This window comes from Streptomyces sp. NPDC002994, from assembly GCF_040611155.1.
Lineage (GTDB): Bacteria > Actinomycetota > Actinomycetes > Streptomycetales > Streptomycetaceae > Streptomyces.
In genome coordinates, this window is the sequence record NZ_JBEXNQ010000008.1 from 66345 (window position 1) to 91847 (window position 25503).

The following is a 25503-nucleotide window of genomic DNA, read 5'->3' on the forward strand; positions in this document are numbered from 1 at the left end:
GCAACCGTATCACGAAGAGGTGATTACGGAATGGGGTGTGCGGTCCGCAGGCTGCCGTCCGGGTTAAGGATTACCTTGATCCCGTACGCGGTATTGCCCGAAAGGCCGGCGGCCTGCATGTCGCTCAGAATGCCGACACCGTCGGATCCGGCATTGATCCGGCCTTCGTAGACCCAACCGTCACGGCCGTCCGTGTTTTTCTTTGCCGGGTTGTTCTTCACAACCTCCTGAATCCAGGACTTCACCTTCTTCCCCTTTCCGTAGAATGCACCCTTATCCTCGGCGTTGTATAGCTTGCCGTCAGTGCGGTGACGGTCGAGCACGTGCTGCCAGCCGTCGTAGTCGTCCGTCTTCCAGGTGACGTCCGGGTTGTTGGCCCCGACGTCCGCGGACTTGCCGGCCGAGGAACCCCCGCCACCACCCCCGCCGGTGCTCTCCATGCGGGCGATGCTGTCGCCCAGGCCCGTGGCTCCGTGAACGGCGAACACCGCGCCAGCCGTGATGAGCCCGGCACCCGTGGCCAGGCCACCCGCGCTGAGGATGCAGACGGTGCCGACGGAGGGAATGGCTCCCACCGCGCACAGACCGATGGAGCCAGCCGCCAACGTGACGCCGCCGGCCATGCTGCCGACTCCGCCAGCCATTTCGAGCGTACTGAGTGCGGCGTCCTGCAGAGCATCGGAGTTGTGGTCCGCCCACTCCGCGGTCGCGTCGAGCGCGTCCCCACCTGCGTCGAGCACGTCTGAGCACACATCGCACCAGTCGTGACCGTCCAGCTCGATGCGGCTGGTCGGGTTTCCGCTGGTGAAAGCGTAGCGGTTGCCGGTGTACGGGTCGCTGGCGAGGTTCATGTCGGCGAGGGCGCCGTTGTACATGTCCCGGGTGGTGAAGCGGTTAAGACCCGGGTCGTACTCGCGGAAGCCCATGTCGTACGTGCCGGAGGCCGAGTCCCAACGCTTGGCGTTGAAGCGGTACGGGTTGTATGCCTCCTTCGCCGGATCAGCCGCATCGGGCTTGTCGATGCCGGTGAATTCCTCCGTGTCGTCCTTTCCGTAGGCGGTGTAGCCATAGGTTGCCTTGGTGTCACCGGTCTCGGAAGTCAGGGTCTCGACGTCGGTGTGACCGTTGTAGCCGTAGTAGCTGTACTCCGTCGTCCCGTCACTGTTGTGCTTGATCTGCGAGAGCCGCTCGCCCCACGGGCTGTACTGGTACGACTTGGTCAGCTGGCCCGCGACTTCCTCGCCCAGGACCTCACTGGTGAGGCCGAGGTAGTTGAAGTCGGTGGTCTTGCCGTCCGCAGTCTTCGACGTGGTGCGGTCCAGCGGGTCGAAGACGTACTTCGTGGTCTTCGTGGCGCCGGTGTCGTCAAGTCTGGTGTTCTCGACCACGTGGTCGAAGCCGTCATAGACGTTGCGATCGATGACCTCGCCCGCGGATGTGACCGACTCCTGACGGCCGAAGGGGTCGTAGTTGTACTTGGCCGTGACCCCAGAGGCGGCGGCGGACAGCAGACGGTTGCGGTCGTAGTTGAAGGTGGTCGAGCTGCCCTTGACCGTCTGGGAGACGACATTGGCGTTGTCGTCGTGGACGTACGTCTCGGTGCCCGCGCCGTTGCCGGTCTTGACCGACTTGGCCAGACGGTCCGCCGGGTCGTAGGTGTAGGCCGTGGTGGAGTCGAGGTACGCCGAGTGGTTGTCGGCATTCATCTTCCTCGCCACGTCCTGCGCCTTGTTGCCGTTGGCGTCGTACGTGTAGGCGTGCTCGGAGACGAGGGTGGCGTTCGCCTTCTTCTCCACCTGGGTCTTGAGCGCACCATCGAGGAAGTACGTGTAGTCGACGGTGTTCTTGTTGGGCTTCGTCTCTCGGAGCTTGAACCCTCGGTCGGTGTAGGTGTAGGAGCTGAGCTTGGGTGCAGCGTCGGTGGCCGACTTGCCTACCGAGACGGACTTGACCATGTCCCGCACGTCGTAGGCGTACTTGCTGAACTGGTCAGGATGGGTGAGCGTCTCCGGCTTGCCGTTGGCGTCGTAGACGTAGGAGGTTGCCTTCTTCTCCTGGCCGGCGAGCGCCTCCGTAACCTTCTGGACCTGGTTGAGCCCGGTGTAGGCGATCGTGTAGGCGTCGACCTTGGCGCCCGACGAGGTGTCGTCGATCGAAGTGAGGTTGCCGTTGACGTCGTAGACGTACGAGAAAGTGCGCTTCTCGGTATCCGTCTCCCCCGCCGTGTCACGGACCAGCTTGACACCGTCCGCGACCACCGCGCCCGCACCGTTCTGCTCCAGCTTCAGTTTGGCTGCGTTGCCCTGCTTGAAGCTGTACGTGCCGAGGCTCACCCAGGTGCCGGTGGCAGCGTTCTGGTCGATCGTCTTGTCGGCCGTGCCTGTGGCGTGCGTGACGGTGTACTTGGCCGTGGTCGCTGCCCCGCTCACCTTCGGGAACTTGGCGTACGCCGTGTAGCTGCCTTCCTTGGGGATGTTGAGTGTCCAGGTAAAGGCATCCGTACCGGTACCGGCGGCATGGACCTGATGGTCATAGCCCTGCTGACCGGTCAGGTTGTCCTTCGACCAGGTCCCTGTCCAGGTGGTGTGCTGGGTGTCGGAGTTGTCGACCAGTGCGACGCTCTTGCCCACCGGAACGCCGTCATCTGTCTTGGACTTGAGTTTTCCGTCCGGGTAGAACGACCAGCCCATGGTCCGGTCGGACGATCCGCCTGCCGATGTGATCGTGCGGGCAGTCTGCTTGCCCAGGTCGTCGTAGTTGTACGAGGTGACGATGTCCCACGGGTCGGTGGACGCCTTGGCCCAGCCGTTGTCGAAGTAGGAGTACGTCGTGTCGTTGCGGACCGTCTGGCCCTCCGAGGGCGGCAGCGAGGTCTTGGAAACGCGTCCGACAGCGTCGTACGCCGTCTCCGACCAGACCTTCTTGTTGTAACGGGCGTCCGCAGGGTCATACGGCTGGAACTGCTTTGACGGACGGTTCAGCACATCGAACGTCGTCTCCGAGACGAAGTCGTCGGCACTGGCCGTGTCCACACCGCGAGGAGAGACGACCTTGGTGGCATTACCGACCTGGTCGTACTCGTACTTCGTCGTCCGGTATGTGATCGGACTGGTGCCCGAGTGCGGGACCTTGACTTCCCTCTTGAGGCCGCGCTCGTCGTAGTTGATCAATGTCTCGTTGTTCTCGGCGTCCTTGGCGCCGACGACGAGCGAGTCCTTGTCGTAGGTACGTGAGGTCGACTTCCCGGCCGCATCCGTCTCCGACGTGACCCGGTGGTTCAGGTCGTAGGCGGTCTTGGTGGTGAAGTCGGCGGTGTCAGCGGTCGCGTTCTTCTTCGGGTCGACGACCATGGTGACGTTGCCGACGTTGTCGTACGTGTACGAGATTTTATCGTTGGCGGCGTTGACGATGTCGGTGAGCTGGTAGATCGCGTCGTACGAGTGGCTTGTCCGGTAGTCGCTCGCGTCCACCGTGGTCAGGGTGCCCTTCGGCTCCGTGACCGTCTTGACGTTACCGACCTTGTCGTACTCGTAGGCGGTCTTCCGCTCCGCCGAGGTGGCGGTGTCCTTTGGGTCCGTTGCGGAAGTGACCTGATCGGCCGCGTCGTACACCGCACTGTAGGAAGCGCCGTTGGTGGCCGTCGACTTGGTGATGTTGTCGTTGGCGTCGTACTCCGGAGCAGGCTTGGTGATCACGTCACCGGCGTCCTGGTCCTTGGGCACAGTGCTGATGAGCGGACGGCCGAACGTGTCGTAGGTCTGCGTGGTCTTCTTACCCAGCGCATCCGTGACCTGGGTTACCTGACCGCGCTCGTCGTATACGTACGAGGACGTCTTCTGCAGCGCGTCGGTCATCTTCGCGGGATAGCCGGTGGGACCGAACTCGCTGTTGACCGACGAGTTGCCATTGGCGTCGGTCGCCTTGGTCTGCTGCCCGTAGGAGTCGTACTCGTACTTGGTGGTGTAGTCGTCGACTGCGGTGGTGGAGACCCCCTTGGGATCGGTGACCGCCGTCAGATTGCCGAAGGTGTCGTAAGCAAACTGGTGGGTGCGGCCTTGGGGGGACGTCTTCCTGAAGATGTCGGCCGAGTAGCCGTCCAGACGGGTCTGGTACTCGTACTTGGCCGCGTTGGCCGGGTAGACGCCCGGTGCGCAGTCCGTGGCCGGCGGCACGCCTGCCTTATTGTTCTCGGCGTCGCGTTGCCAGAGCGGGTAGCCGGTCTTCTGGTCGTAGCAGTAGGCGGTCTTGGCGCCGTTGTCCTCTTCGAGGTAGGTGACGTTGTTGTCCGCGTCCCACGCCAGCTTGGTGTTCTGAGACTTTGCGTTGATGGTCTGTACCGGGCGGCCGAAGTCGTCCGTTGTGTACGCCGTGGTGCGCTGTTCGGCGTCGGTGACCTTGGTGTCAGTGAACTTGGTGTTGGTGGCGTTCGGGGCGTAGGTGAAGCCCGTGGTGCCCTTCAGACGATCGGTGATCGTCTGGGTCCACCAGTGGTACTTCGGGTCGTCGCCTTCCTTCGGGAAGTAGTACGCCAGGTCGGTCGAGTTGCCCCGGGGGTCGGTGGCCTTGACCAGCTTGACGTTCTTGTTCCCCTGGACGGCGTCGTAGGTGAACTTGAAGACCTTGGGCTGCGAGGACGACTCACCGTCGGTGAACTGTCCGAGCAGGCCCTCCTCGGTGTAGTAGAACGAGATCTTGCGGCCCGAGATGTCCGTCATGGACTTCACGTGGTCGTAGATCTTGTGGTTGGTCAGCTGCTTGGTGCCCGAGACCTTGGCGCCGGTGGCGTCGATGTACTCGTAGGTCGCGTCACCCTTGTTGTAGTAGTCGAGCGTCAGCGACTGGCGGCCGGACGGGTCGGTGATGTACGCGAGGAACTTGACCGGCTTGCCGTGGGCCTTGCGCTCTTCGTAGGTGTACGTCTGCGTGTTGCCGTCGTTGTCGACAGCCGACGTCATGTAGCCGTCGCAGCCGAACAGGAACCGGGTGCCGTCCGGACGAGTCATCGTCCAGGCGTCCGGGATCGGGTCCTTCGCCGGTGTGCAGTCCAGGTTCGCCTTCGGGGCGATCTTGTAGTGAACCCCCGCCGGGGCCTTCCACGTGCCGTCCGCCTGCTTGCGGAAGGTGTGCGTCGTGCCGTCGCCATCCGGAAGCTTGATCTCGGTCGGGTTCGACTTCGGGTGGAAGTCGAGCGGCGCGCCGAGCCGGGTCGGCCCGGAGACCTGCGCGGACCAGCCGTGGCCGAGGAGGCTGTCGGAGGTGTCCAGCGTGTTGTACGCGAGACGGGCGAAGGTGTTGACGCCGCGGCCCGGGTTGTTGATGGCGTTGTACTGCCAGACGGTGTTACCGGACGCGGTGTTGTTCATCAGCGACGAACCCGCGCCGGTGTTCTTGCCCGCGTACGAGTAGAACTTCTCCAGGCCCAGCTGGTTGGAGGTCGGGTCCTCCACCGTGACGTTCTGCTTGAGCGACGGGATGCCGCCGGTGCCGGACGACAGCCAGGTGCCGTCCGAGATCTTGCGTACGTCCCAGCCCAGCACGTAGTCGTTGCGTTTGTTGCCCGAGTCGGAGTTGATCGGGGTCTTGACCTGCGCCTTGATCGTCGCGGACTGGCCGGGCGCGAGGGTCGGGATCGCTGTCGATACCTGGTTGCCGCCGTTGGTGACGTCCGTGCCGTCGGGCAGCTTCCAGGTGTACGACATCTGCCGCTCACCGGTGGCCCAGGTGGAGGCCGTGGTGTTGGTGACCGTCATGTCCACCGTGTAGGTGGAGTTCGGGGTCATGCGGGCCGGCGTCTGCGGCGCGTAGTACGTGTCCTCGGTCGTCGAGTCGACGTAGATGACCTGCATGTACGGGCGCAGCTGCGGGTCGGAGGCCTCCGAGGACAGGAACAGGGTGCGTTCCTGGGGGCCGGTGGTCGACTCGTCCTTGAGCTTGACCAGAACGCCCTTGTTGTTGGCGGGCGTCTTGACCCAGGACTGCATAAGGCTGGTGGCGCCCCACCAGTGGCGGCCGACCTCGTCGGTGATCTGCGGGACGGTGTCCGCGACCGTGGCCGAGTAGTCGCCGCCTGCCGTGGTCCACGGGGTCGTGGCGTGGGCGTTGTTCCAGGTGGCGGCGGTTTCGGTGAAGTCGCGTGTGAGGGCGTGGAGTTCGTAGATCGCACCGTTGCTGGTGCTGGTGGTCTCCGCTCCCCACATGTACATCTTGTTCTCCAGCACCGTCGCGGTGGTGGGGATGTCGCTGGTGGGGAACTTGACGACGGCGCGGGTCTTTCCGTACGTCGAGGAGTTGTTGCCGACACTCAGCCAGGTCTGGCCGATGTCGAAGGATTTGATCTTGTCCTGGTTGGTGGTCGGCTGGGCGGAGGACAGCGTGGTGTCGTACTGCCCGCCGGCCGCCGGGGCCTGGATGATCTTCATCGTCCGGCCGGCCTTGGGGATGCCCACCACCCGGGTCGGGGACCCGAGTACCTCACCGGTCTTGGTCTTGACCGCGAGCTGGTAGAAGTACGACTTGCCGATCTCCGCAGAGCTGGAGTCGGGGGTCGGCACCGCCGTGGTGTCCGTGTACGTCGTCGCCGTGGACGCGATCGGGGCGATCAGCGTGGCGGCGGACGGCGTGAAGACCTGCTGCGTGGAGCGGTGCAGCTGGTACTCGGCGATGTCGTTGCTCGTGCTGCCGGTGTTGTTGGTGTACTTCGGCCAGGACAGCTCCGGGCCCGTTGAGTGCACCACGGTCGGCGAGTTCAGCGACGTGCCGACCTTGCCGTAGGTGACGGTCAGCCGCGGAATGGTCGACGTCTCGCCGCCGTAGTCGCCGTCACCGGCCTCGTAGCGCGGACCACCGGTCAGCGCGGTCGCCTCATCGGCGGCCTTGACGACGAAGCCGTGGTTGGTGGCGGTGCCGGACACCCACTTCTGGACCGTGTCGGCGACCCGGAAGTTGTGCCACTGGTTGTACTCGCCCTTGTCCTTCTTGATCACAGCGGCGTTGACCAGGCGGACCGCATCCGCGACGTTCTTCTTAGTCCACTCGCCGGTGTCACCGAGCACGATCTTGCCGGCGTTGCCCTTGGCGAAGTCGAGCTGGCTGGTGCCCAGTTGCTTCCACGCCGCAGTACCGGTCTGGTCGATCGTGTGCGTCGACGTGCCCTCACCGGAGGTGACCGTGTAAGGGGCGACCGTCGTCGCGTCGATCAGGCCCTGCGTACGGACCTCGACCTTGTAGTCGGCCGTGTCCGCGATACGCGGCTGCCAGGTGTAGGACTCACCGGTGGCGCTGTTCTTGTTGTACGCGTAGTCGTCGTTGACGGCGGCGCCGCCGGTCGTCGAGCCCTTGGGCCACTCACCGACCGCGGCCGTGCCGGTGCTGCCGTCGTCGAGCAGGACCGTACTGGCGGACTGCTCGCCCACGAGCGCGTTGGTGTTGGACCACGTCGCCGTCGCCTCGTCCCAGGCGCCCGTGGCCCGGTGAACCGCCATGTCCACGTTGTTGGCGTTCGTGGTGTGGGCCTGGTCGAAGTACAGGCCCAGCTGGGCGGCGTCGACCTTCACACCCGACGGGATCTCGTCCAGCGGAAACTTGATCAGCGACCGGGAGGTGCCCGTGTCGGTCAGGCCCGCGGACAGCTTCCAGGTCGAGTTGAAGTTCACCGACGGCTGATCCGACAGGACCATCACGTCCTGCGACGCCGACGGTGACGGCGGGATGGTGATCGTCGGGTCGATCACGACCGGGTACTGGCGCTCCTTGGCCGCGAGCCACTTGGCGTCCGGCGTGACCTTGAGCTTCCAGCTCTTGCCGTCACCCGAGCGGGTCAGCTTCTGGGTGACCTTGGTGGAATACGTACCACCGGTCGGCGACAGCTTGTCCTTCTTGGCGTCCGTCATGTACGGAGCCGGAATCACCAGGACAGGAGTGTTCGGCGCCTCGCCGAACAGAGCGATCGAGCCGTCCTTGCGCGCCTTCGGCGTCAGGCCCTCGGTGTTCAAGGTGAAGGTGAAAGACACCGGCTTGGACGGCGCCGCGTCCAGGATGATGTTTTCCTTGACCTTGCCGCGGCCCACCTTGTATTCGATGTCGGCACCGGCGACCGCGTCCTTGTAGGAGACGGTGTCGCCCTTTGAGGTGGGGGCGAGATCCTTCTTGCCGCCCTCCAGGCCCAGGCTGACCGAGCGGCCGTCCGGTGCCTCGAAGCGCATCAGCTTCTTCGGATCCGAACCGAACCAGCTCCGGCCCGAGTTGGCGGTGTTGGCGAAGTCGAAGTCCTTCGCGTCCGTCGCCCGGACGGAGGTATCGATCGGCTTCCAGGACTTGCCGGCCTTGTACGAAACCGGAACGGCCGACAGCTCCGCCTCCACCCGCCCGTCCGACATCTCCCAGAACCGGGCCTGCGCGGTGCGCTGCCCCGTCAGCTCCCTGACACGCTCTGCCTTCGGAAGGTTCTTGCCCTTCGGCAGCTTCTCCCGGCTCGGTATCTCGTACTTCCCGCCGACGGGCGGTTCGGCGAGTCTTCTTTCCGAATCGCCGTCGTCCGAAAACCAGCCCTTTACGGTGTCGACAACACCCTTGCCGTCGTCGTCCCCGGATGCCGGCGCGGCATAAGCCACTTGCGGTAGCGCAGTTCCTGCGACCGCCGACACCACAAGGCAGGAGATGAATCTCCCCAACCTTATATTCACAATTACCTTCCTGGGGCGGCCCGAAAAACGGGGACGCCAATTACGCCGGTCCCGTATTGCAGGACCGGCTTCGGGGGTGAACTCTCATCACCCCTGGCCAGGAGCACGGTGATGTCTAGTCATGTTGACTGCGTCACGTCAACCCGACGAACAATTCGGACACGTCCGCTTCTTCCGCATGCTCGCGCGCGCCGGATCGTCTGGTGTATAACCGGCCGGTTCCGAATTTTCCCCGCCGATCGAAAGATGGACTTCCCATGTCGCCAGCGACGGAAATTGTCGAAAAATCAGAGGTTTCGACGGATGAGCCAAAGGGAATGGACTGGCGCGCAATTTCCGTCGCCCTGACGCTTCTTGTCGCCTGCGGCGGACTCGTCGGTTACGGCATTCTCGACACGCCGGACAAGCCGAAGCCCCGCGCCGTCCCCACCACCGAGGTGACCTACGAGGTCACCGGCCAGGGCACCGCCGACATCTCCTACCTCGCCCGCAACGAGGCCGGGGACGCCACCGTTGTGTCCGGTGTGAAGCTGCCGTGGAAGAAGTCCGTACAGGTGCCGGTCGGCAAGGCGCCCAGCGTCTACATCACCCTCGACGAGAAGGGCGGCGAGGCCAGCTGCACCCTCGCCATTCGTGGCAAGCATGTCCAACGCGCGATGGCCATGGGTAAATTCGGCCGCGCCACCTGCACCGGCGCGCTGCCCAAGGGCGACGGGAGCCTCGGCTGATGCGCGCCACCGTCTCCCGCACCGCCGTGCTGCTCGCCGCGACCTCCCTCGTCGCCGGCTCACTCGGCCTCGTCGGCCCCGCCGCGTTCGCGGACGCGCCGGCCACCACCCCCGCGAAGTCCGGCACCCTGCACACCCTCGCCGTCCCGGTCGGCAGCGACCCGGCGGTCCGCGCGCTCGCGCCGCGCACCACCCCCCCGTTCAGCCTCCTCGGCCTCACCTGGGACGACCCGTACGCCCAGCTCGGCGGTACGGCCGAGGTCCGCACCCGGGACAGCCGCACCGGCACCTGGTCCGGCTGGCGCGCGCTGGACACGGATGTACGTACGCCGGAGAGCGGGCCGGAGCACGCCAAGCCCGGCCTGCGCGCCGGGACTCAGCCCCTGTGGACCGGCCCCTCGGACGGCGTACAGCTGCGCGCGTCCGGGAAGCGCGAGCTGCCGGACGGGCTGCGCGTCGAACTGGTCGACCCCGAGGGCGCCGCCACAGCGACCACCCGTACCGCTACCGCCTCTGCCACCCCCACCGCCGCCGCGCAGCCGCCCGTCACCTCGCGGGCCGGCTGGGGCGCCGACGAGTCGATCGTCGGCGGCCCGCCGACGTACACGACCGACACCAAGGCCCTCTTCGTTCACCACACCACGGGGACGAACAACTACACCTGCGCCGAGTCCGCTTCGCTCATCCGGGGCATCTTCACGTACCACGTGAAGAGCCAGGGCTGGAACGACATCGGCTACCACTTCCTCGTCGACAAGTGCGGCACCGTCTTCGAGGGCCGCGCGGGCGGCATCGACAAGCCCGTCCAGGGCGCGCACACCTACGGCTTCAACACCGACACCAGCAGCATCTCGGTCCTCGGTGACTACAACACCGCCACCGCCACACCCGCCGTCCGCGAGTCCGTCGCGAAGGTCGCCGCCTGGAAGCTCGGCCTGTACGGGCACAACCCCACCAGCACCGTGACCCTGACCGCCGGCGCCGACAACGGCAAGTACACCGCGGGGCAGAAGGTCGTCATGGACCGGATCTCCGGTCACCGCGACGGCTACCCGACCGAGTGCCCCGGCAGCAACCTCTACGCCGACCTTCCCGCCATCCGCACGGCCGCCTCCGCCGCGAACACGCCCGCCGCGCAGGGCGACTTCAACCGCGAAGGGCACGCCGACCTCGCCGTCGGCCTCCCCCGCGCGAGCGCCGGGACGCTGAGCGGCGCGGGCCAGGTGACCGTCGTCCCCGGCGGGGGCAGCGGCCCCCAGACGGCGTACAAGATCGTGGTCAACCAGGAGACGACCGGCGTGCCCGGCGGCTCGGAGACCGGTGACGCGTTCGGCGGGGCCACGGCGTACGGGGACGTGGACCGCGACGGTTTCGCGGACCTCGTCGTCGCCGCGCCGGGCGAGGAGATCACGGCCGGGGCCACCGACGAAGGCGTACTGACCGTGCTGCGCGGCACCGCGAACGGGTTCGTCTCCCAGCCGTCGATGCTGAGCGTCGCGCCCGGCGCGCGGCAGAGCGGCGACCGCTTCGGCGAGGCGCTCGCCACCGGCGACTTCGACCACGACGGCGGCTCCGACATCCTCGCCGTCGCACCCGGCAGCGGCCGGGCCTGGGCCGTCGACGGCGCCGACCGCACCTTCTCCGCGCCTCTCGCGCTCGCCTCCGGCTCCGTCCTGGACGCCGACGTCGCCACCGGCGACTTCAACCACGACGGTTACGACGACGCCGCCCTCACCTTCCGTACGCCCGAAGGGGCGACGCCCCTGGTCGTGGTGTCCGGGTCCGCGACCGGCCTGCGCACCGACGCGCCCGCCGTCCTGCACGGCGCCGGCGGCCGGTCGCTGGCCTCCGGCGACCTCAACGGTGACGGTTACGCCGACCTGGCCGTCGGCCGCCCCGGCGCACCGAACGGCGGCCAGATCGCCACCTTCCACGGCTCCGCCACCGGCCTCACCAGCACCGGGGCGGCCGTTCTCGACCAGGCCACCGAAGGCGTCCCCGGTGATCCGGCCGACGGCGACGCGCTCGGCACCTCGGTCGCGGCCGCGGACACCGACGCGGACGGGTACGCCGACGTACTGGCCGGCATCCCCGGCAAGGACGTCACCGCGGCGGCCACCGACGCGGGCGCGGTACTGCGCGTACCCGGCTCCGCGGGCGGGCTGAACGCAGCAGGCTCGGCAGCGTACGACACGGACCAGCCCGGCATGCCGGGCGCCGCCGAGGCGGGCGACCGCCTGGGCTCGACGGTGGCCCTCGCCGACCTCACCGGCGACGGCTACACCGACCTCGGCATCGGAGCCGACGGCGAGAACACCGGCGACGGCACCGTGCTCGCGCTCAGCACCGGCGCGGCCGGCCCAGTACCGACGAGCGGCCTCTACGCCGGCCCCGTGACGCTCGGCGCGTCCGCGGGCTCCCGCGTCGGCGAGGTAGTGGCCCCGTAGCGGAGCCGACACGGCGGGGGCGGGGCGGGCGGCAGGTCATCGCTGTCGTCCCGCCCCGCCCCGCCGCAGTGATCTGCGCCACAACCCCCTCGACCAGCGTGACGTTTGCGCGGCACGGCTCGCTGGGTAAAACAGGCGCCCTCCGCGCGAGGCGCGCCGCAAATGAACTCTCATGAGGGGTAAGGGATTTGAGCCCGCGCAAGTCGCATGCCTACAGACCGCTGAGTATGAAACGCCGAGCATGGCTGACCGTCGGCGCGGTCGTACTCGGCGGTGCAGGGGCGGTAACCGTCGCCATCGCCAATCCCGACGCAGACCCGGCGCAGGACGGACTGAAGCCGCGCAAGGCCGAGGTGCACTCCCTCACCTTCAAGGGGACCGGCGCCGAGAAGCGCGAGCTGCCGCGCACCGGTACCGACCCCTTCTCGCTGGTCGGCGTCACGTGGGCCGACCCGGACGCGGAGATCGACGGCGAAGCGGAGGTGCGTACGCGCAACCGCGAGACCGGCGAGTGGGGCAAGTGGCTGGAGGTGCACCTCGACCAGCACCTGGCCGAGAAGCGCGACGCCAAGGCCAAGCTGCCGGGCATGTCGGAGCCGCTGTGGGTCGGGCCCTCCGACGCCGTCGAGGCACGCATCGTGCGCGCCGACGGCACCGCGACCGCCGGTCTGCCCAAGGGTCTCGAACTGACCCTGGTTGACCCGGGCGTAACGGCCAAGGAGGCCAAGGCACCGGGCGCGGACGCGCAGAGCGCGGCATTCAGCGCGGCATTCGCTGCCGAGGAGACCGCGACCCCGACGCCGACCGAAACGGCAACGGAGACGGCGACGGCGACGGCGACGGCCACCACGGTCCCGACGACGGAGCCGGAGCCCACCGACACCGCGACCGAGTCAGCCACGCCGACCGACACCGCGACGGCCACGCCGACGGACACGGGTACCCCCACGGGCACGCCGACCGACACCGCCACGCCGACGCCGACCCCGACCGTCCCGACCGCGCCGCCGTCCACCGTGACCCGGCCGCCGATGACCCTGCGCGCAGGGTGGGGCCCGGACAAGTCGCTCGCCACGAACTACAGCGACCCCGAGTACATCGACAAGGTCCAGGCCGTCTTCATTCACCACACGGTCGACTCGAACAACTACAGCTGCGCCGAGTCCCCCGCCATGATCCGGGCGATCTACGCGTACCACGTGACCCCCCGCTCCGGCTACGACGGCTGGAAGGACATCGGCTACAACTTCCTCGTCGACAAGTGCGGCCAGATCTTCGAGGGCCGTGAGGGCGGCGCCGACCTGCCCGTCCTCGGCGCCCACACGTACGGCTTCAACTCCTACTCCACCGGCATCGCGCTGCTCGGCAACTTCGAGACGGGCAAGCCCACCCAGGCCGCCCTCGACTCGGCCGCGCGCGTCGCCGCCTGGAAGCTCGGCCAGTACGGCGTCAGCCCGACCGGCACGGTCACGCTGGAAGCGGCCGCCGACACCGGCAAGTACAACAAGGGCCAGATGGCCACGCTGAACACCATCTCCGGTCACCGCGACGGCTTCGCCACCGCGTGCCCCGGCGCCAACCTGTACAGCAAGCTGCCGGCGATCCGTAAGTTCGCGTCCGGCGCGGGCCGCAACTCCGCGCTCCCGACGACCGACTTCAACCGGGACGGCATCACCGACCTCGCCGTCGGTACGCCGAAGGTCGCGAGCGGCGACGGCACCATCACCGTGCTGCCCGGCTCCACGGACGGCCCGGTCGCCGACGCCGAGTCCCGCCGCACCCTGAACCAGAACAGCCCCGGCGTCCCCGGCAGCTCCGAGGGCGACGACCGCTTCGGTTCCTCGTCAGCGTACGGCGACGTGAACGGCGACGGCTTCGCCGACCTGGTTGTCGGCGCGCCCGGCGAGAACGGCACGTCCACACAGACCAACATCGGTTCGGTCACCGTCATGTACGGCCCCGGGCTCACCTCCGGCACGTCGTACTGGACGGCCGAGGCCACCCGTACCGCGGGCGAAGCCCTCGGCGCCACCGTCGCCACCGGCGACTTCAACGCCGACGGCAAGTCCGACGTCTTCTCCGTCGCACCGGGCAAGCCGGGCCGCTGGTGGGCCTGGGACTCCAAGACCGGGGCCGCGAAGAACGGTTACCTCAACACGGCGGCGTACACCGGCTCCGTCTCCTACGCCTCCGCCGCGAGCGGCGACTTCAACCGCGACGGCTACGCCGACGTGGCGGTCTCCTACCGCGACCCGGCGGGCGCCGGACGCCTGCTGTGGCTCAAGGGCTCGTCGTCCGGTCTCCAGCGTGTCGGCATCCTGACCGCCAAGGGCGGCCGTTCGCTGGCCTCCGGCGACATCAACGGTGACGGCTACACCGACCTCGCGGTCGGCCAGCCGTCCGCCACCGAGTCGGGTCACACCGCCAAGGGCGGTGCGGTCAGCGCCGTGTTCGGTTCGTCGACCGGCCTCACCTCCACCGGCGTCAAGACCGTCCACCAGGACACGACGAGCGTCCCGGGCGGCGGCGAGACCGGTGACGACCTCGGTGCGTCGGTCTCCATCGGCGACGTCAACCTCGACGGGTACGGCGACATCCTCGCCGGTCTGCCGGGCGAGGACCTGACCCGCAGCGGCGTCTCGTACGCCAACGCCGGCCAGACCCTCCTGCTGCTCGGTACGTCCACCGGGCCAACCGGCACCGGCTCCGTCGCCTACTCCCAGGACACCTCGGGTGTCCCGGGCGCGGCCGAGGCCAACGACCGCTTCGGCTCGGCGGTCTCGCTGACCGACCTGTCCGGGTACACCCGGGCGGACCTGGCGATCGGTGCGGACGGCGAGGACACGAACAACGGCACCGTCCTCCAGCTCGACAACAGCAGCACGTCGGGCGTCGTCACCTCTTCCGGCATCTACTACGGCCGCACGTCGCTCGGCGCCCCGGCGGGCGTCAACATCGGCAAGGTTCTCAACCCGTAACACCGGCCCCACACGCACACCCCCGGGGCCCCTCCGACCAGGAGGGGCCCCGGTCCTTTTGTCCCCCTCCTTACCTTCTACCGAAGGCAGTCATGAAGACCCTCGCTTCACGCCGTCTCGCACCGGCCGTCACCGCCGCCGCCCTGCTGGCCGCTCTCGCGACCGGCTGTGCGGGCTCGGACCCGGCGTCGCCCGCCAAGGACGCCAAGGACTCCAACCCGACAGCGGAGCAGCCCGCCGACCAGCCCGCCGGCGCGGTCCTGACGGCGGCCCAGCTGAAGGCAGCGCTCGTCACCCCGGCTGACGCCAAGGGCTTCGAGGGCGTGGACAACACCCCCACCCCCGTCCGCCCCAAGTCCGACAAGCCGGAGTGCAGCCCCCTCGCCGACGCGACGGCCTCCGGAACGGCCCGTACCCCCGAGGCCAAGGCCTGGTCCAGCCGCAACTACAGCTCCGGCGCCACGCCCGGCCTGTCCACCACCACCAGCCTCTTCTCGTACGAGGGCGAGGGCGCCCAGCAGACGCTCGACAGCCTGCGCAAGGCGGTCACCGACTGCGCGGGCGGCTTCTCCACCAGCGGCAACAACGGCGGCGCCACGGTCAAGTACGTCTCGGTGAAGCCGGGAGAGAGCGCGAAGGCCGCCGACGACTCGGTGTCCTGGGTGATGACGGGCGAGGCCGGTGGCACGCAGGTCCCGATGCACCTCACGGCGGTGCGCGAGGACAACACGGTGGCGCTCTTCTTCACGATCCACCTCACCGACCCGTCGAAGTCGAAGCTCCCGCAGGACCTCTTCACCAGCCAGACCGCCAAGCTGACGGAGCACGCGGGCAAGGGCGCGAGTTGAGCTTCTACTTCCACCTGCGTTCGGTGCCTCCGGCAGATCTGACCAACGATAGGGACCGGCTGCAGGCACTGTTCGAGGACGACTGGGACGTCATCCGCGCGCGCTGCCGGGCCGGGACCGAGGCCGTACTGGACAAGGACTATCTCGACTTCGAGCGCCTGTACGTGGGTACGTCACCGCCGGACCGTCCGGGCCCGCCCGGCCCCGAGGCGCTCCCCGTACTCGGCGGGCGGCCGGTCTACTACCCCGGCCACAAGCTGCCGCCGTTCCTCGTCATGACCCCGCCGCAGGTGGCGGAGGCGGCCGCGTACTTGGCCACGGTGTCGTTCGACGCGCTGTGGCAGGCCGGACACGAGGAACTGACGGCGCGGTACGGGCAGCCCTATGACCCCTCGGAGGTCCGGGACCACTTCGCCGGCCATCACGCCGAGCTGCGCGCCTTCTACGCGCGCGCCGCCGCCGCCGAGGGCCACGCGGTCGTGAAGTGGCTCGTTGTGTGAGGTGTCAGCCGCTGCTGCGGGCCCGGCGCGAAGCCGCGGCCCGCAGCACGCGCTTGCCCTCGTTGGAGAGCTGGAGGGCGTGGTTCAGGCCGCCGCCCGAGTCCTCGGACAGCATTTCGAGGAGCTGGCACTGGCGGCGCAGTTCGCCGGCCGTGAGCGGGCTGATGCCGTCGGTCTCGCCGTTGCGGTACGCCTTCACCCGCGCCTCGTCGCCGCCCGGCGCCACCCCGTCCAGCCGCAGATGGACCTCCAGCACCGCCGCCGAGCAGTCCTCGGCCCACTCACGCAGCGCGGCCTTGTCGTAAGCGGTGGGGACGGCGGCGGCCATGCGGATGGCGAAGCCGGCCAGTTCGCCGGGGGCCGCCCCGGCGACCCGCTCCACCACGGCGGCGACCCTGCGCAGCCGGCCGAGCCACGCCTCGCCTTCCTCGACCGCGGCCCACAGCGGTCTGAGGGCCTCGTCCGTGTCGAGGCCGATACGCCCGGCACCGTCGACGTACTCCAGCAGGGGCAGGCAGCGGTCCAGGCAGGCCACCGCGCTCGCCGCCAGGGCCCGTTCGTCGGCGCGGCCGATCAGTTCCACCAGGGTCACGGTGCCTCCCTCGGCACTGCAGGGCCCGCTCGGTGCGGACCTTCTCCTTCCGTCTGCGTACCGCGCCGCGTTTACGTCACAGTGCGCTCACCACCCGGTCACCGACGATCACAGCCCGAGCCGGTCCAGGAAGCGCGCGAAGAGCTCCTCGGCCACCGGATCCGCCTCTTCGCGCAGTACGTCGAGCAGTGCGCCCGGGGCCACCGTCCGCCCGGTCGCGGCCGCCCACTCCGCCGCTTTCGCCGCGGCTTTCTCCGGCGACAGGAACAGGTCCTCCAGGACCAGCCCGTCGACGCTCAGGTAGCCCGCCATCGCCTCGCGCCCCAGGCAGCCGAACCAGGACCCGGCCGCCGTCGCGGTGGTGGCGGCCTCCAGGACCACGCAGTCGCTGTCCATGACGAACGCGAACAGCGCGGGCATCCCCGTCTCTCCGCACACGCCGCGGGCGAGCGCCCCCATGTCACCGACCTGCGGCTCACTGGGCCGCACCCACACCTGCCACCCGTCCCCACGCGTCTCGTGGAGCGTCAGCCCTTCCCGTACGTCCGCGAGCGCGGCCAGCTCAACGAGCGGCCGCCCGCTCCTGCCGACCACGAAGTATCCCCAGAACCCCATGCCCCGCTCCCCCCACGGCTCCCAACAGTGCTGTCACATTCTGCCCACGACAGGGCGCTCTGTGGCCGGGTCGGTCGAATCGGCCGGCCCGGTCGTGGCCTTCAGGTGCTGCATGCGCGTCAGCGCGCGCACGAAGAAGACGGCCAGCACGGCAGCCGCGATGTCGAGCAGATCGCCGGCGACCATCAGGTCGAGGGCGTCGCGGATCTCGTCCGGCGCTTCGGCCTTCTTGTAACTGTTGGCGGCGAACCTGTCGAACAGCGCCGACACCACCCATGCCGTCCACCACGCGTTCAGGACGGTGTGGGGCTCCTCCTTGGCCGCCTCCAGGCTGTACGGGTCTCGCCTGCTCGCCGACCACACGTCCACGGCGATCCCTCGCGGAATCCAGAGATTGGCGAACGGGATGAACCAGGCCCCGATCGCCCAGCCGCTCCCCCTGCGCGGGACATCCGGCGCGAAGACACCGGCATTCCTGCGCACCCGGAAGAACCAGACGATGAACACCGTGGCCGTCGCGAGCAGTGCGAAGACGTACAAGAATGTCGAGGCGGCCATCAGAGCGTCGGAGAGCTCGGCTTCCTCGGTAGTCAGGCCGGAGAGGTCTCCCGACGTCAGGGCGCTCATCTGACCACGGAGACGGAACGAGGCGAAGAGCGAGAAGCAGTCGGCCGCGATGACGGCGCCCAGCAGCGCCATCACGGCGTACGAGAGTCCGACCGGCGAGCGGAGCACCGCGGTCGGCCCGGACAGCGGCACCACGGGCGCGCGCGGCGGCGGCGCCGAGTTGGCGGCGGCGATCACGCAGCCGTCGCAGAGCCCTTCACCGGTAGTGGCCTTTTCCGTACCGCAGTTCGCGCACAGCATGACTGGGCAGCCCCCCAAGAGCGCCGGTACGCCCCTCCCCAGAGGCGTGAAGAATGTGCGGACGCCGGGCGGCGGCTGCATGCGGAAGATACGCCGCCGCCGACCGGGCCGTCCATCACGAATCCACAGCTCAGGCCGTACGTACTCAGCCCGTGCGCTCCGCCAGCGCCTTGAAGCCCTCCCAGCTCAACTTGGGCGTGCTCGGGTCCCAGACCTTCTGGGCGAGGGCGCGCAGCGGGAGGTGGATGCCGCGCGCGACTTGCTCCTGGGTCTGGGCGTTCGGGAGGTCGCCCCAGATGGCGAGGCGGCCGCCCTGGATCTGGTCCGCGTAGCGCGACGGCACCGGGTCGGTGCCGCGCACGACCAACGGCGTCCAGGACTCGTAGATCCGGCGGCCCGTCGGATAGGTGAAGGTGTTGGGCTCGCCGAGTACGTAGTAGAGGTACTCGTCGTTGGCGTTGACCATCGTGCGGCCCTCGCTCAGATACTCCGCCGGCTGCCGCGCGCCCAGTTCCTTGCCGGTCCAGTACTCGACCTCGCGGTCCTGGTCGGCCTTGACGACGCCGCCCGCGTGCAGCCCGTCGTTCCACGACTTGAGGTGCTTGCCGTACGGGCGAAGGGTCGCGGCGCGGTCGTTCAGCCAGCCGGTGGCCAGGTCCTGGATCTTGGCGTTCGGGCCGTACTTGCGGACGGCCTCGCGGGCGAGCCCCGGGTACGACGCCTCCGGGTTCCGCTTCATGAGCGCCTGGTACTCGTCGCCGCCCAGGTGCCAGTACCGGCCGGGGAAGACATCGGCGTACTCGCGGAGCAGATCGTCGACGATCCGGGCCGAGTCGGGGTTGGCGATGTCGATGGCGCCGGGTGTCGGCACACCGTTGACGTCACGCAGCTGGAGGTCCGGGTGCGCGCGCATCACCGAGCCGAGGTGGCCCGGCGAGTCGATCTCCGGGATCACGGCGATGTGGCGGCTCGCGGCCAGCTTCACGATCCGCCGGACCTCGGCCTTGGTGAGGTGCTGCTCGGACACGATCTCGGGGTGGCTGTCGGACGAGATCCGGAAGCCCTGGTCGTCGGAGAAGTGCAGGACGAGCTGGTTGAGCTTGAGGTCGCCCATCTCGCGGACGGTGTCCTCGATCCACCGCGCGCTGTAGTGCTTGCGCGCGGTGTCGAGCATCAGGCCGCGTTGCGGCTTGGCGGGCTTGTCGCGAACGACGCCCTCGGACAGGCGGCCGTCGGCGCGCAGGGCCTGCTTGACGGTGCGGGTCCCGTAGAAGACGCCGGCCTCGTCGGCTCCGGTGACCCGCACACGTCCGTCACGGACCGTGACGGTGTACGACTCGGGCGCACCGCCCGGCGCCAGCGCCAGCTCGATGTCGCCCGCGCGGCCGGACCCGGCGGCCGAGTAGCCGCGCTTCAGTTCCTGGGCCAGGAGCTTGCCCTCGTCGCCGAGCGCCTTGCTGTTGTCCGGCGCCACGACGACACGCGTGGACGGCTGGGGCTTCCAGCCGGGGCCGGTCGCGGCCTCGTACTTCTGCACGGACGGGACGGCGCTGGGCGCCTTGGTCGGTCCTGCCTTCACCGCCGGCTCCACCGGTGGCTTGGACGGCGCTGCGGGCTTCGACGGTGCTGCTGATGCTGCCGGCGCTGCTGGTGCCGCCGACTTCTTCGGCTGTGCTGCCGGTTCTGCGGGTGCCGACGACGCCGACGGTCCAGAGGTTGCGGCGGTGGCGATGAGCGGGACGATCAGGGAGACGGCGGCTACGGCCAGCGGCCCCCGGAATTGCGACATCATTGGGCGAACGATGCCCAATCAGCCCCCCAATCGTCCAGTAATCCTCCAGTATGTGTGTCCGAACTCTCCCGTTCGAGTGAGATTCGCGCATCCGTCGGACAGCGTCCTCCTGGCGTCGATAGCGTTGCTACTCATCCACCCCACCCTTCTCGCCGGCCCCATTCCGAGGAGCTCACGCTGTCCAGCGAATCGCCGGGACGTACGGCCCTGCCCCAGCAGAGCCGCAGGCCGGCGCCCCCTTTCGGCCTCGACCGCTTCAACGCCGCGCCGGCCGACGCCGCCGAGTCCGCCCTGCTCGCCTGCTGCCGCAGCCTGCGCTGGGCGCGGCGCATCGCCGAGACCCGCCCGTACCCCGACCTCGACGCGCTGCTCGCCGCGGCCGACGAGGCGGCGTACGACCTGAGCCGCGACGAGATCGCCGACGCGCTGAGCGGCGAAACCCCAGCGGGCCCGGGCGAGGGCGCCCCGGCCGCCGCGTACACGGCGCTGCGCGCGGCCCACGCGGCGTACGAGAGCAGCTTCGGCCACGCCTTCGTGATCTGCCTGGACGGCTTTGGCCCCGAGGAGCGTCTCGACCAGGTCCTGGCGGGCATCCGGTCACGACTGGGCAACGAACCGGACGAGGAGCGGGTGGTCGCCGCCGACGAGCTGCGCAGGCTGGCCAGGGGACGGCTCGCCCATCTCATTTCTGATCCGCAGATTGCGGGCGCTTTTACGACAAACACCGATCTAGCAGGCCACACCGGCTGCCCGGACCGGCCCGATAGCCCGTCCGTGCCCGTTTGAGTGCCACTTTGATCACACGTGTGGACCCCGCGCGAACGAACCGACAAGTCGTCGCTACGATGGCCGGGGCCGGTGGACCGTACCCGGCCGGGCCAGACCGACACTGAAGCCGGCATGGCCCCTATCCCCGCTCCCGGAGGGTTTTTCCGTGCCGGCTGGAACGCTGTATCGCGGCCGGGAAGGTATGTGGTCCTGGGTGGCTCATCGAGTCACCGGCGTCCTCATTTTCTTCTTCCTGTTCGTACACGTCCTCGACACCGCTCTCGTCCGCGTCTCTCCCGAGGCGTATGACGATGTCGTGGCCACCTACAAGACCCCTCTCGTAGCGCTGCTCGAGTACGGCCTTGTCGCCGCCATCCTGTTCCACGCGCTGAACGGCCTTCGGGTCGTCGCCGTGGACTTCTGGTCCAAGGGCCCCCGGTACCAGAAGCAGATGCTCTGGACCGTCATGGGCATCTGGATCGTGCTGATGGCAGGCGCCCTCTACCCCGTGCTCGGCCATGCCGTACGCGAAGTCTTCGGGAGCTGACGCAGAGATGTCTGAGACCACCACTCCCGCAGTCGGTCCCGTCGAGGGCGAAAGCCTCTACGACGTGGACAACCCGGCTCCCGTCATCGAAGCGCCCCGCGTTCGTACCAAGAAGACGCCCAAGGCCACCCGTACGAACTTCGAGCTGTACGGCTGGCTGTTCATGCGGCTGTCCGGCATCGTGCTCGTCGTCCTGGTCCTCGGCCACCTGCTGATCCAGCTCGTGCTGGACGGCGGCGTGTCCAAGATCGGCTTCGCCTTCGTGGCCGGCCGCTGGGCCTCGCCGTTCTGGCAGACCTGGGACCTGCTCATGCTGTGGCTGGCGATGCTGCACGGCGCCAACGGCCTGCGTACCGTCATCAACGACTACGCGGAGCGGCCGAACACCCGCTTCTGGCTGAAGAACCTGCTGTACACCGCCACGGTGTTCACCGTCCTTCTGGGCACGCTGGTGATCTTCACCTTCGACCCGAACATCCGCTAGGCGCGGGGCTGAGGCAACCACCATGAAGATTCACAAGTACGACACCGTCATCGTCGGCGCCGGTGGCGCGGGCATGCGCGCGGCCATCGAGTCGACGAAGCGCAGCCGCACCGCCGTGCTGACGAAGCTCTACCCCACCCGGTCCCACACGGGCGCGGCGCAGGGCGGCATGGCCGCCGCGCTGGCGAACGTGGAGGAGGACAACTGGGAGTGGCACACCTTCGACACGATCAAGGGCGGCGACTACCTGGTCGACCAGGACGCCGCCGAGATCCTGGCGAAGGAGGCCATCGACTCCGTTCTCGACCTGGAGAAGATGGGCCTGCCGTTCAACCGCACCCCGGACGGCACCATCGACCAGCGCCGCTTCGGCGGTCACAGCCGTAACCACGGTGAGGCCCCGGTCCGCCGGTCCTGCTACGCCTCGGACCGCACCGGCCACATGATCCTCCAGACGCTGTACCAGAACTGCGTCAAGGAGGGTGTGGAGTTCTTCAACGAGTTCTACGTCCTGGACCTGCTGATGCAGGAGGTCGACGGGGTCCGCAAGTCCGCGGGCGTCGTCGCCTACGAACTGGCCACCGGCGAGATCCACGTCTTCCAGGCGAAGGCCGTCATCTTCGCCTCCGGCGGCACCGGCAAGTTCTTCAAGGTGACGTCGAACGCGCACACCCTGACCGGTGACGGCCAGGCCGCGGCGTACCGCCGTGGGCTGCCGCTGGAGGACATGGAGTTCTTCCAGTTCCACCCGACGGGCATCTGGCGCATGGGCATCCTGCTGACGGAGGGCGCCCGTGGTGAGGGCGGCATCCTCCGCAACAAGGACGGCGAGCGCTTCATGGAGAAGTACGCGCCGGTCATGAAGGACCTCGCGTCCCGTGACGTCGTCTCGCGCTCCATCTACACCGAGATCCGCGAAGGCCGTGGCTGCGGTCCCGAGGGCGACCACGTCTTCCTCGACCTGACACACCTGCCGCCGGAGCAGCTCGACGCGAAGCTCCCGGACATCACGGAGTTCGCGCGTACGTACCTGGGCATCGAGCCGTACACGGACCCGATCCCGATCCAGCCGACCGCGCACTACGCCATGGGCGGCATCCCCACGAACGTCAGGGGTGAGGTCCTCGCGGACAACACCACGGTCGTTCCGGGTCTGTACGCCGCCGGTGAGGTCGCCTGCGTGTCCGTGCACGGCGCGAACCGTCTGGGTACGAACTCGCTGCTCGACATCAACGTCTTCGGCAAGCGCGCCGGTATCGCGGCGGCGGAGTACTCGGCGGCGCACGACTACGTCGAGCTCCCCGAGGACCCGGCGTCGCTCGTCGTCTCGCAGGTCGAGCGCCTGCGCAGCAACACCGGCACCGAGCGGGTCCACGACATCCGCCGGGAGCTCCAGGAGACGATGGACGCCAACGTGATGGTGTTCCGTACCGAGCAGACGATCAAGACGGCGGTCGAGAAGATCGGCGAGCTGCGCGAGCGTTACCTCAACGTCTCGATCCAGGACAAGGGCAAGCGGTTCAACACCGACCTGCTGGAGGCCATCGAGCTGGGCAACCTCCTTGATCTGGCCGAGGTCATGGCCGTGTCCGCCCTGGCGCGCAAGGAGTCCCGCGGCGGTCACTACCGCGAGGACTTCCCGAACCGCGACGACGTCAACTTCATGCGCCACACCATGGCGTACCGCGAGGTCGGCGACGACGGCACCGAGTCGATCCGTCTCGACTACAAGCCGGTCGTCCAGACCCGCTACCAGCCGATGGAGCGTAAGTACTGATGGCTACCCCGACTCTGGACAAGGTCGAGGACGCGAAGCCCGCGTCCGTCCCGTCCCCGTACATCACGGTCACGTTCCGGATCCGCCGCTTCAACCCGGAGATCTCCGCCGAGGCCGAGTGGCAGGACTTCCCGATCGAGATCGACCCGAAGGAGCGTGTGCTCGACGGTCTCCACAAGATCAAGTGGGAGACCGACGGCACGCTGACCTTCCGTCGCTCGTGCGCGCACGGCATCTGCGGCTCCGACGCGATGCGGATCAACGGCAAGAACAGGCTCGCCTGCAAGACGCTGATCAAGGACATCAACCCGGAGAAGCCGATCACGATCGAGGCCATAAAGGGCCTCACGGTCCTCAAGGACCTCGTGGTCGACATGGACCCGTTCTTCCAGGCGTACCGCGACGTCATGCCCTTCCTCATCACGAAGGGCAACGAGCCGACGCGTGAGCGTCTGCAGTCCGCCGAGGACCGCGAGCGCTTCGACGACACCACCAAGTGCATCCTGTGCGCCGCGTGCACGTCCTCGTGCCCGGTGTTCTGGAACGACGGCCAGTACTTCGGCCCGGCGGCGATCGTCAACGCGCACCGCTTCATCTTCGACTCGCGTGACGAGGGCGGCGAGCAGCGGCTGGAGATCCTGAACGACAAGGACGGCGTGTGGCGTTGCCGCACGACGTTCAACTGCACGGACGCCTGCCCGCGCGGTATCGAGGTCACGAAGGCCATCCAGGAAGTGAAGCGCGCGCTGATCACGCGTCGCTTCTAATCCTTTCGGGTGAAGCTGTACGAAGGCCCCGGCCTCCGGTGAGAACCGGAGGCCGGGGCCTTCGGCGTGCTCGCCGTGCTCGCCGTGCTCAGGCCGACTGAAAGCGCCCCCTCACCCCAGTCCGTTATGCCAGGATCAGGGGCATTGCAGGCGGGCGGCCGACGGGAGTACCGGGAATCATGAGCGATCAGAATCCGAACCCGTACGCGGCGGACGGCGATCCGAACGGGGCCTACCAGTGGGGGCCGGTCCCCGGCTACGGCTACCCGCAGCAGCCGATGCCCTACGTCGGCCCGCCGGCGGGTTTCGCGCCCGCGCCCCTCCTGTCGATCGGCGACATCACCGTCATGACCGACTGCATCGTGACCCCGTCCGGCACGATGCCGCTCAAGGGCGCGGTGTGGACGGTCACCGACATGTCCCGGACGGAGGAGAGGATGCCGACGGCCGCGGTCGTGCTGGCCATCGTCTTCTTCGTCTTCTGTCTGCTCGGTCTGCTGTTCCTCCTGATGAAGGAGAAGGTGACGACCGGCTACATCCAGGTCACGGTGACCAGCGGCGGCCGGCACCACTCCACGGTCGTCCCGGCCCTCGGCCCCCACACCTTCCACATGGTCATGGGCCAGGTCAACTACGCCCGGTCGCTGAGCGCCTGAGACGGATCCTGCGGGGTCACCGGCCGCTCAAAGAATGTCTCCAGCGAGACCGTCGCCCGGGTGCCGCTGACGCCCTCGATCTCGTACAAGCGCCGTAGTACGTCCTGAAGTTGCTCAGTCGTCGACGTACGCACCTTGACGAGTACGGACGCGCTGCCGGCGATGACGTGCGCCTCCTGGATCTCCGGGATCGCGGCGAAGGCGGCGGCCGAATCCCCCATCCAGGCCGACGACTCGACGTGGACGAAGGCCAGTACGCCGCGCCCGAGCGCCGCCGGGTCGACGTCCACCGTCGTACGGCGGATCACGCCGCGCTCGCGGAGTTTGCGTACGCGCTCATGGGCGGCGCCCGCCGAGAGGCCGACGGCCTTGCCGAGGGCCGCGTACGACTGGGTGGCGTCCTGCTGGAGCAGGGCGACGAGTTCACGGTCTATGGAATCCACACTTGCCACCGTA

At 68.3% G+C, this 25503-nt stretch carries 17 protein-coding genes; 11 read left to right on the top strand and 6 right to left on the bottom strand.

The window, feature by feature from the left end; all coding sequences use genetic code 11:
• Window positions 1–23 precede the first annotated feature (23 nt).
• Entirely contained in the window at window positions 24–8609 is an 8586-nt protein-coding gene (locus ABZX79_RS12600) for a DNRLRE domain-containing protein (RefSeq protein WP_355255121.1), read from the bottom strand.
• 389 nt (window positions 8610–8998) lie between these two features.
• Here ABZX79_RS12600 and ABZX79_RS12605 point away from each other — a divergent pair, with 389 nt between their 5' ends.
• From ABZX79_RS12605 to ABZX79_RS12625, 5 genes are all read left to right on the top strand, one after another.
• A complete protein-coding gene (locus tag ABZX79_RS12605; RefSeq protein WP_355255123.1) occupies window positions 8999–9409 on the top strand; it encodes an MmpS family transport accessory protein in 411 nt (136 codons plus the stop codon).
• Window positions 9409–11856, top strand: coding sequence for an N-acetylmuramoyl-L-alanine amidase (locus ABZX79_RS12610; RefSeq protein ID WP_355255126.1), 2448 nt, complete (start codon window positions 9409–9411; stop codon window positions 11854–11856). The genes ABZX79_RS12605 and ABZX79_RS12610 overlap by 1 nt, the downstream gene beginning before the upstream one ends.
• Window positions 11857–12083: 227 nt before the next feature.
• A complete protein-coding gene (locus ABZX79_RS12615) occupies window positions 12084–14834 on the top strand; it encodes an FG-GAP-like repeat-containing protein (protein WP_355255129.1) in 2751 nt (916 codons plus the stop codon).
• Window positions 14835–14926: 92 nt separating this feature from the next.
• The gene (locus ABZX79_RS12620) at window positions 14927–15682 is read left to right on the top strand and encodes a hypothetical protein (RefSeq protein WP_355255131.1); all 756 of its coding nucleotides are present in this window, start codon (window positions 14927–14929) and stop codon (window positions 15680–15682) included.
• On the top strand, window positions 15679–16182 hold the full coding sequence (locus tag ABZX79_RS12625) for a DUF1877 family protein (RefSeq protein WP_355255134.1): 504 nt from the start codon (window positions 15679–15681) through the stop codon (window positions 16180–16182). Before ABZX79_RS12620 ends, ABZX79_RS12625 begins: the two co-directional genes overlap by 4 nt.
• A gap of 4 nt (window positions 16183–16186) precedes the next feature.
• Here ABZX79_RS12625 and ABZX79_RS12630 read toward each other — a convergent pair whose 3' ends face one another.
• From ABZX79_RS12630 to ABZX79_RS12645, 4 genes are all read right to left on the bottom strand, one after another.
• Window positions 16187–16774, bottom strand: coding sequence for a hypothetical protein (locus ABZX79_RS12630; protein WP_355255137.1), 588 nt, complete (start codon window positions 16772–16774; stop codon window positions 16187–16189).
• A 108-nt stretch (window positions 16775–16882) separates the two neighbouring features.
• On the bottom strand, window positions 16883–17389 hold the full coding sequence (locus tag ABZX79_RS12635; RefSeq protein WP_355255140.1) for a hypothetical protein: 507 nt from the start codon (window positions 17387–17389) through the stop codon (window positions 16883–16885).
• Between the two features lie 33 nt (window positions 17390–17422).
• On the bottom strand, window positions 17423–18256 hold the full coding sequence (locus tag ABZX79_RS12640; RefSeq protein ID WP_355255143.1) for a DUF4328 domain-containing protein: 834 nt from the start codon (window positions 18254–18256) through the stop codon (window positions 17423–17425).
• A 145-nt stretch (window positions 18257–18401) separates the two neighbouring features.
• Entirely contained in the window at window positions 18402–20045 is a 1644-nt protein-coding gene (locus ABZX79_RS12645) for a glycoside hydrolase family 20 protein (RefSeq protein WP_355255688.1), read from the bottom strand.
• A 210-nt stretch (window positions 20046–20255) separates the two neighbouring features.
• Between ABZX79_RS12645 and ABZX79_RS12650 the strand changes: the two genes are divergently transcribed.
• The 6 genes from ABZX79_RS12650 to ABZX79_RS12675 all read left to right on the top strand — a co-directional run bounded on the left by ABZX79_RS12650 (window position 20256) and on the right by ABZX79_RS12675 (window position 25047).
• Window positions 20256–20834 carry a 2-oxo-4-hydroxy-4-carboxy-5-ureidoimidazoline decarboxylase gene (locus tag ABZX79_RS12650; RefSeq protein WP_355255691.1) on the top strand — a complete coding sequence of 193 codons (579 nt, stop codon included), beginning with the start codon at window positions 20256–20258 and terminating at the stop codon, window positions 20832–20834.
• Between the two features lie 148 nt (window positions 20835–20982).
• Window positions 20983–21363: a succinate dehydrogenase, cytochrome b556 subunit gene (gene sdhC / locus ABZX79_RS12655; protein ID WP_214921237.1), complete on the top strand. Its 381-nt coding sequence runs from the start codon at window positions 20983–20985 to the stop codon at window positions 21361–21363.
• Between the two features lie 7 nt (window positions 21364–21370).
• Window positions 21371–21847, top strand: coding sequence for a succinate dehydrogenase hydrophobic membrane anchor subunit (locus ABZX79_RS12660; RefSeq protein WP_215131955.1), 477 nt, complete (start codon window positions 21371–21373; stop codon window positions 21845–21847).
• A gap of 22 nt (window positions 21848–21869) precedes the next feature.
• A complete protein-coding gene (sdhA, locus tag ABZX79_RS12665) occupies window positions 21870–23624 on the top strand; it encodes a succinate dehydrogenase flavoprotein subunit (RefSeq protein WP_355255147.1) in 1755 nt (584 codons plus the stop codon).
• The gene (locus ABZX79_RS12670; RefSeq protein ID WP_355255150.1) at window positions 23624–24391 is read left to right on the top strand and encodes a succinate dehydrogenase iron-sulfur subunit; all 768 of its coding nucleotides are present in this window, start codon (window positions 23624–23626) and stop codon (window positions 24389–24391) included. Before sdhA ends, ABZX79_RS12670 begins: the two co-directional genes overlap by 1 nt.
• 179 nt (window positions 24392–24570) lie before the next feature.
• Window positions 24571–25047, top strand: coding sequence for a hypothetical protein (locus tag ABZX79_RS12675; protein ID WP_355255153.1), 477 nt, complete (start codon window positions 24571–24573; stop codon window positions 25045–25047).
• On the opposite strand, the gene ABZX79_RS12680 is transcribed toward ABZX79_RS12675, so the two are convergent.
• The gene (locus tag ABZX79_RS12680; RefSeq protein WP_355255156.1) at window positions 25023–25490 is read right to left on the bottom strand and encodes an Lrp/AsnC family transcriptional regulator; all 468 of its coding nucleotides are present in this window, start codon (window positions 25488–25490) and stop codon (window positions 25023–25025) included. The genes ABZX79_RS12675 and ABZX79_RS12680 overlap by 25 nt on opposite strands.
• Window positions 25491–25503: the final 13 nt, after the last annotated feature.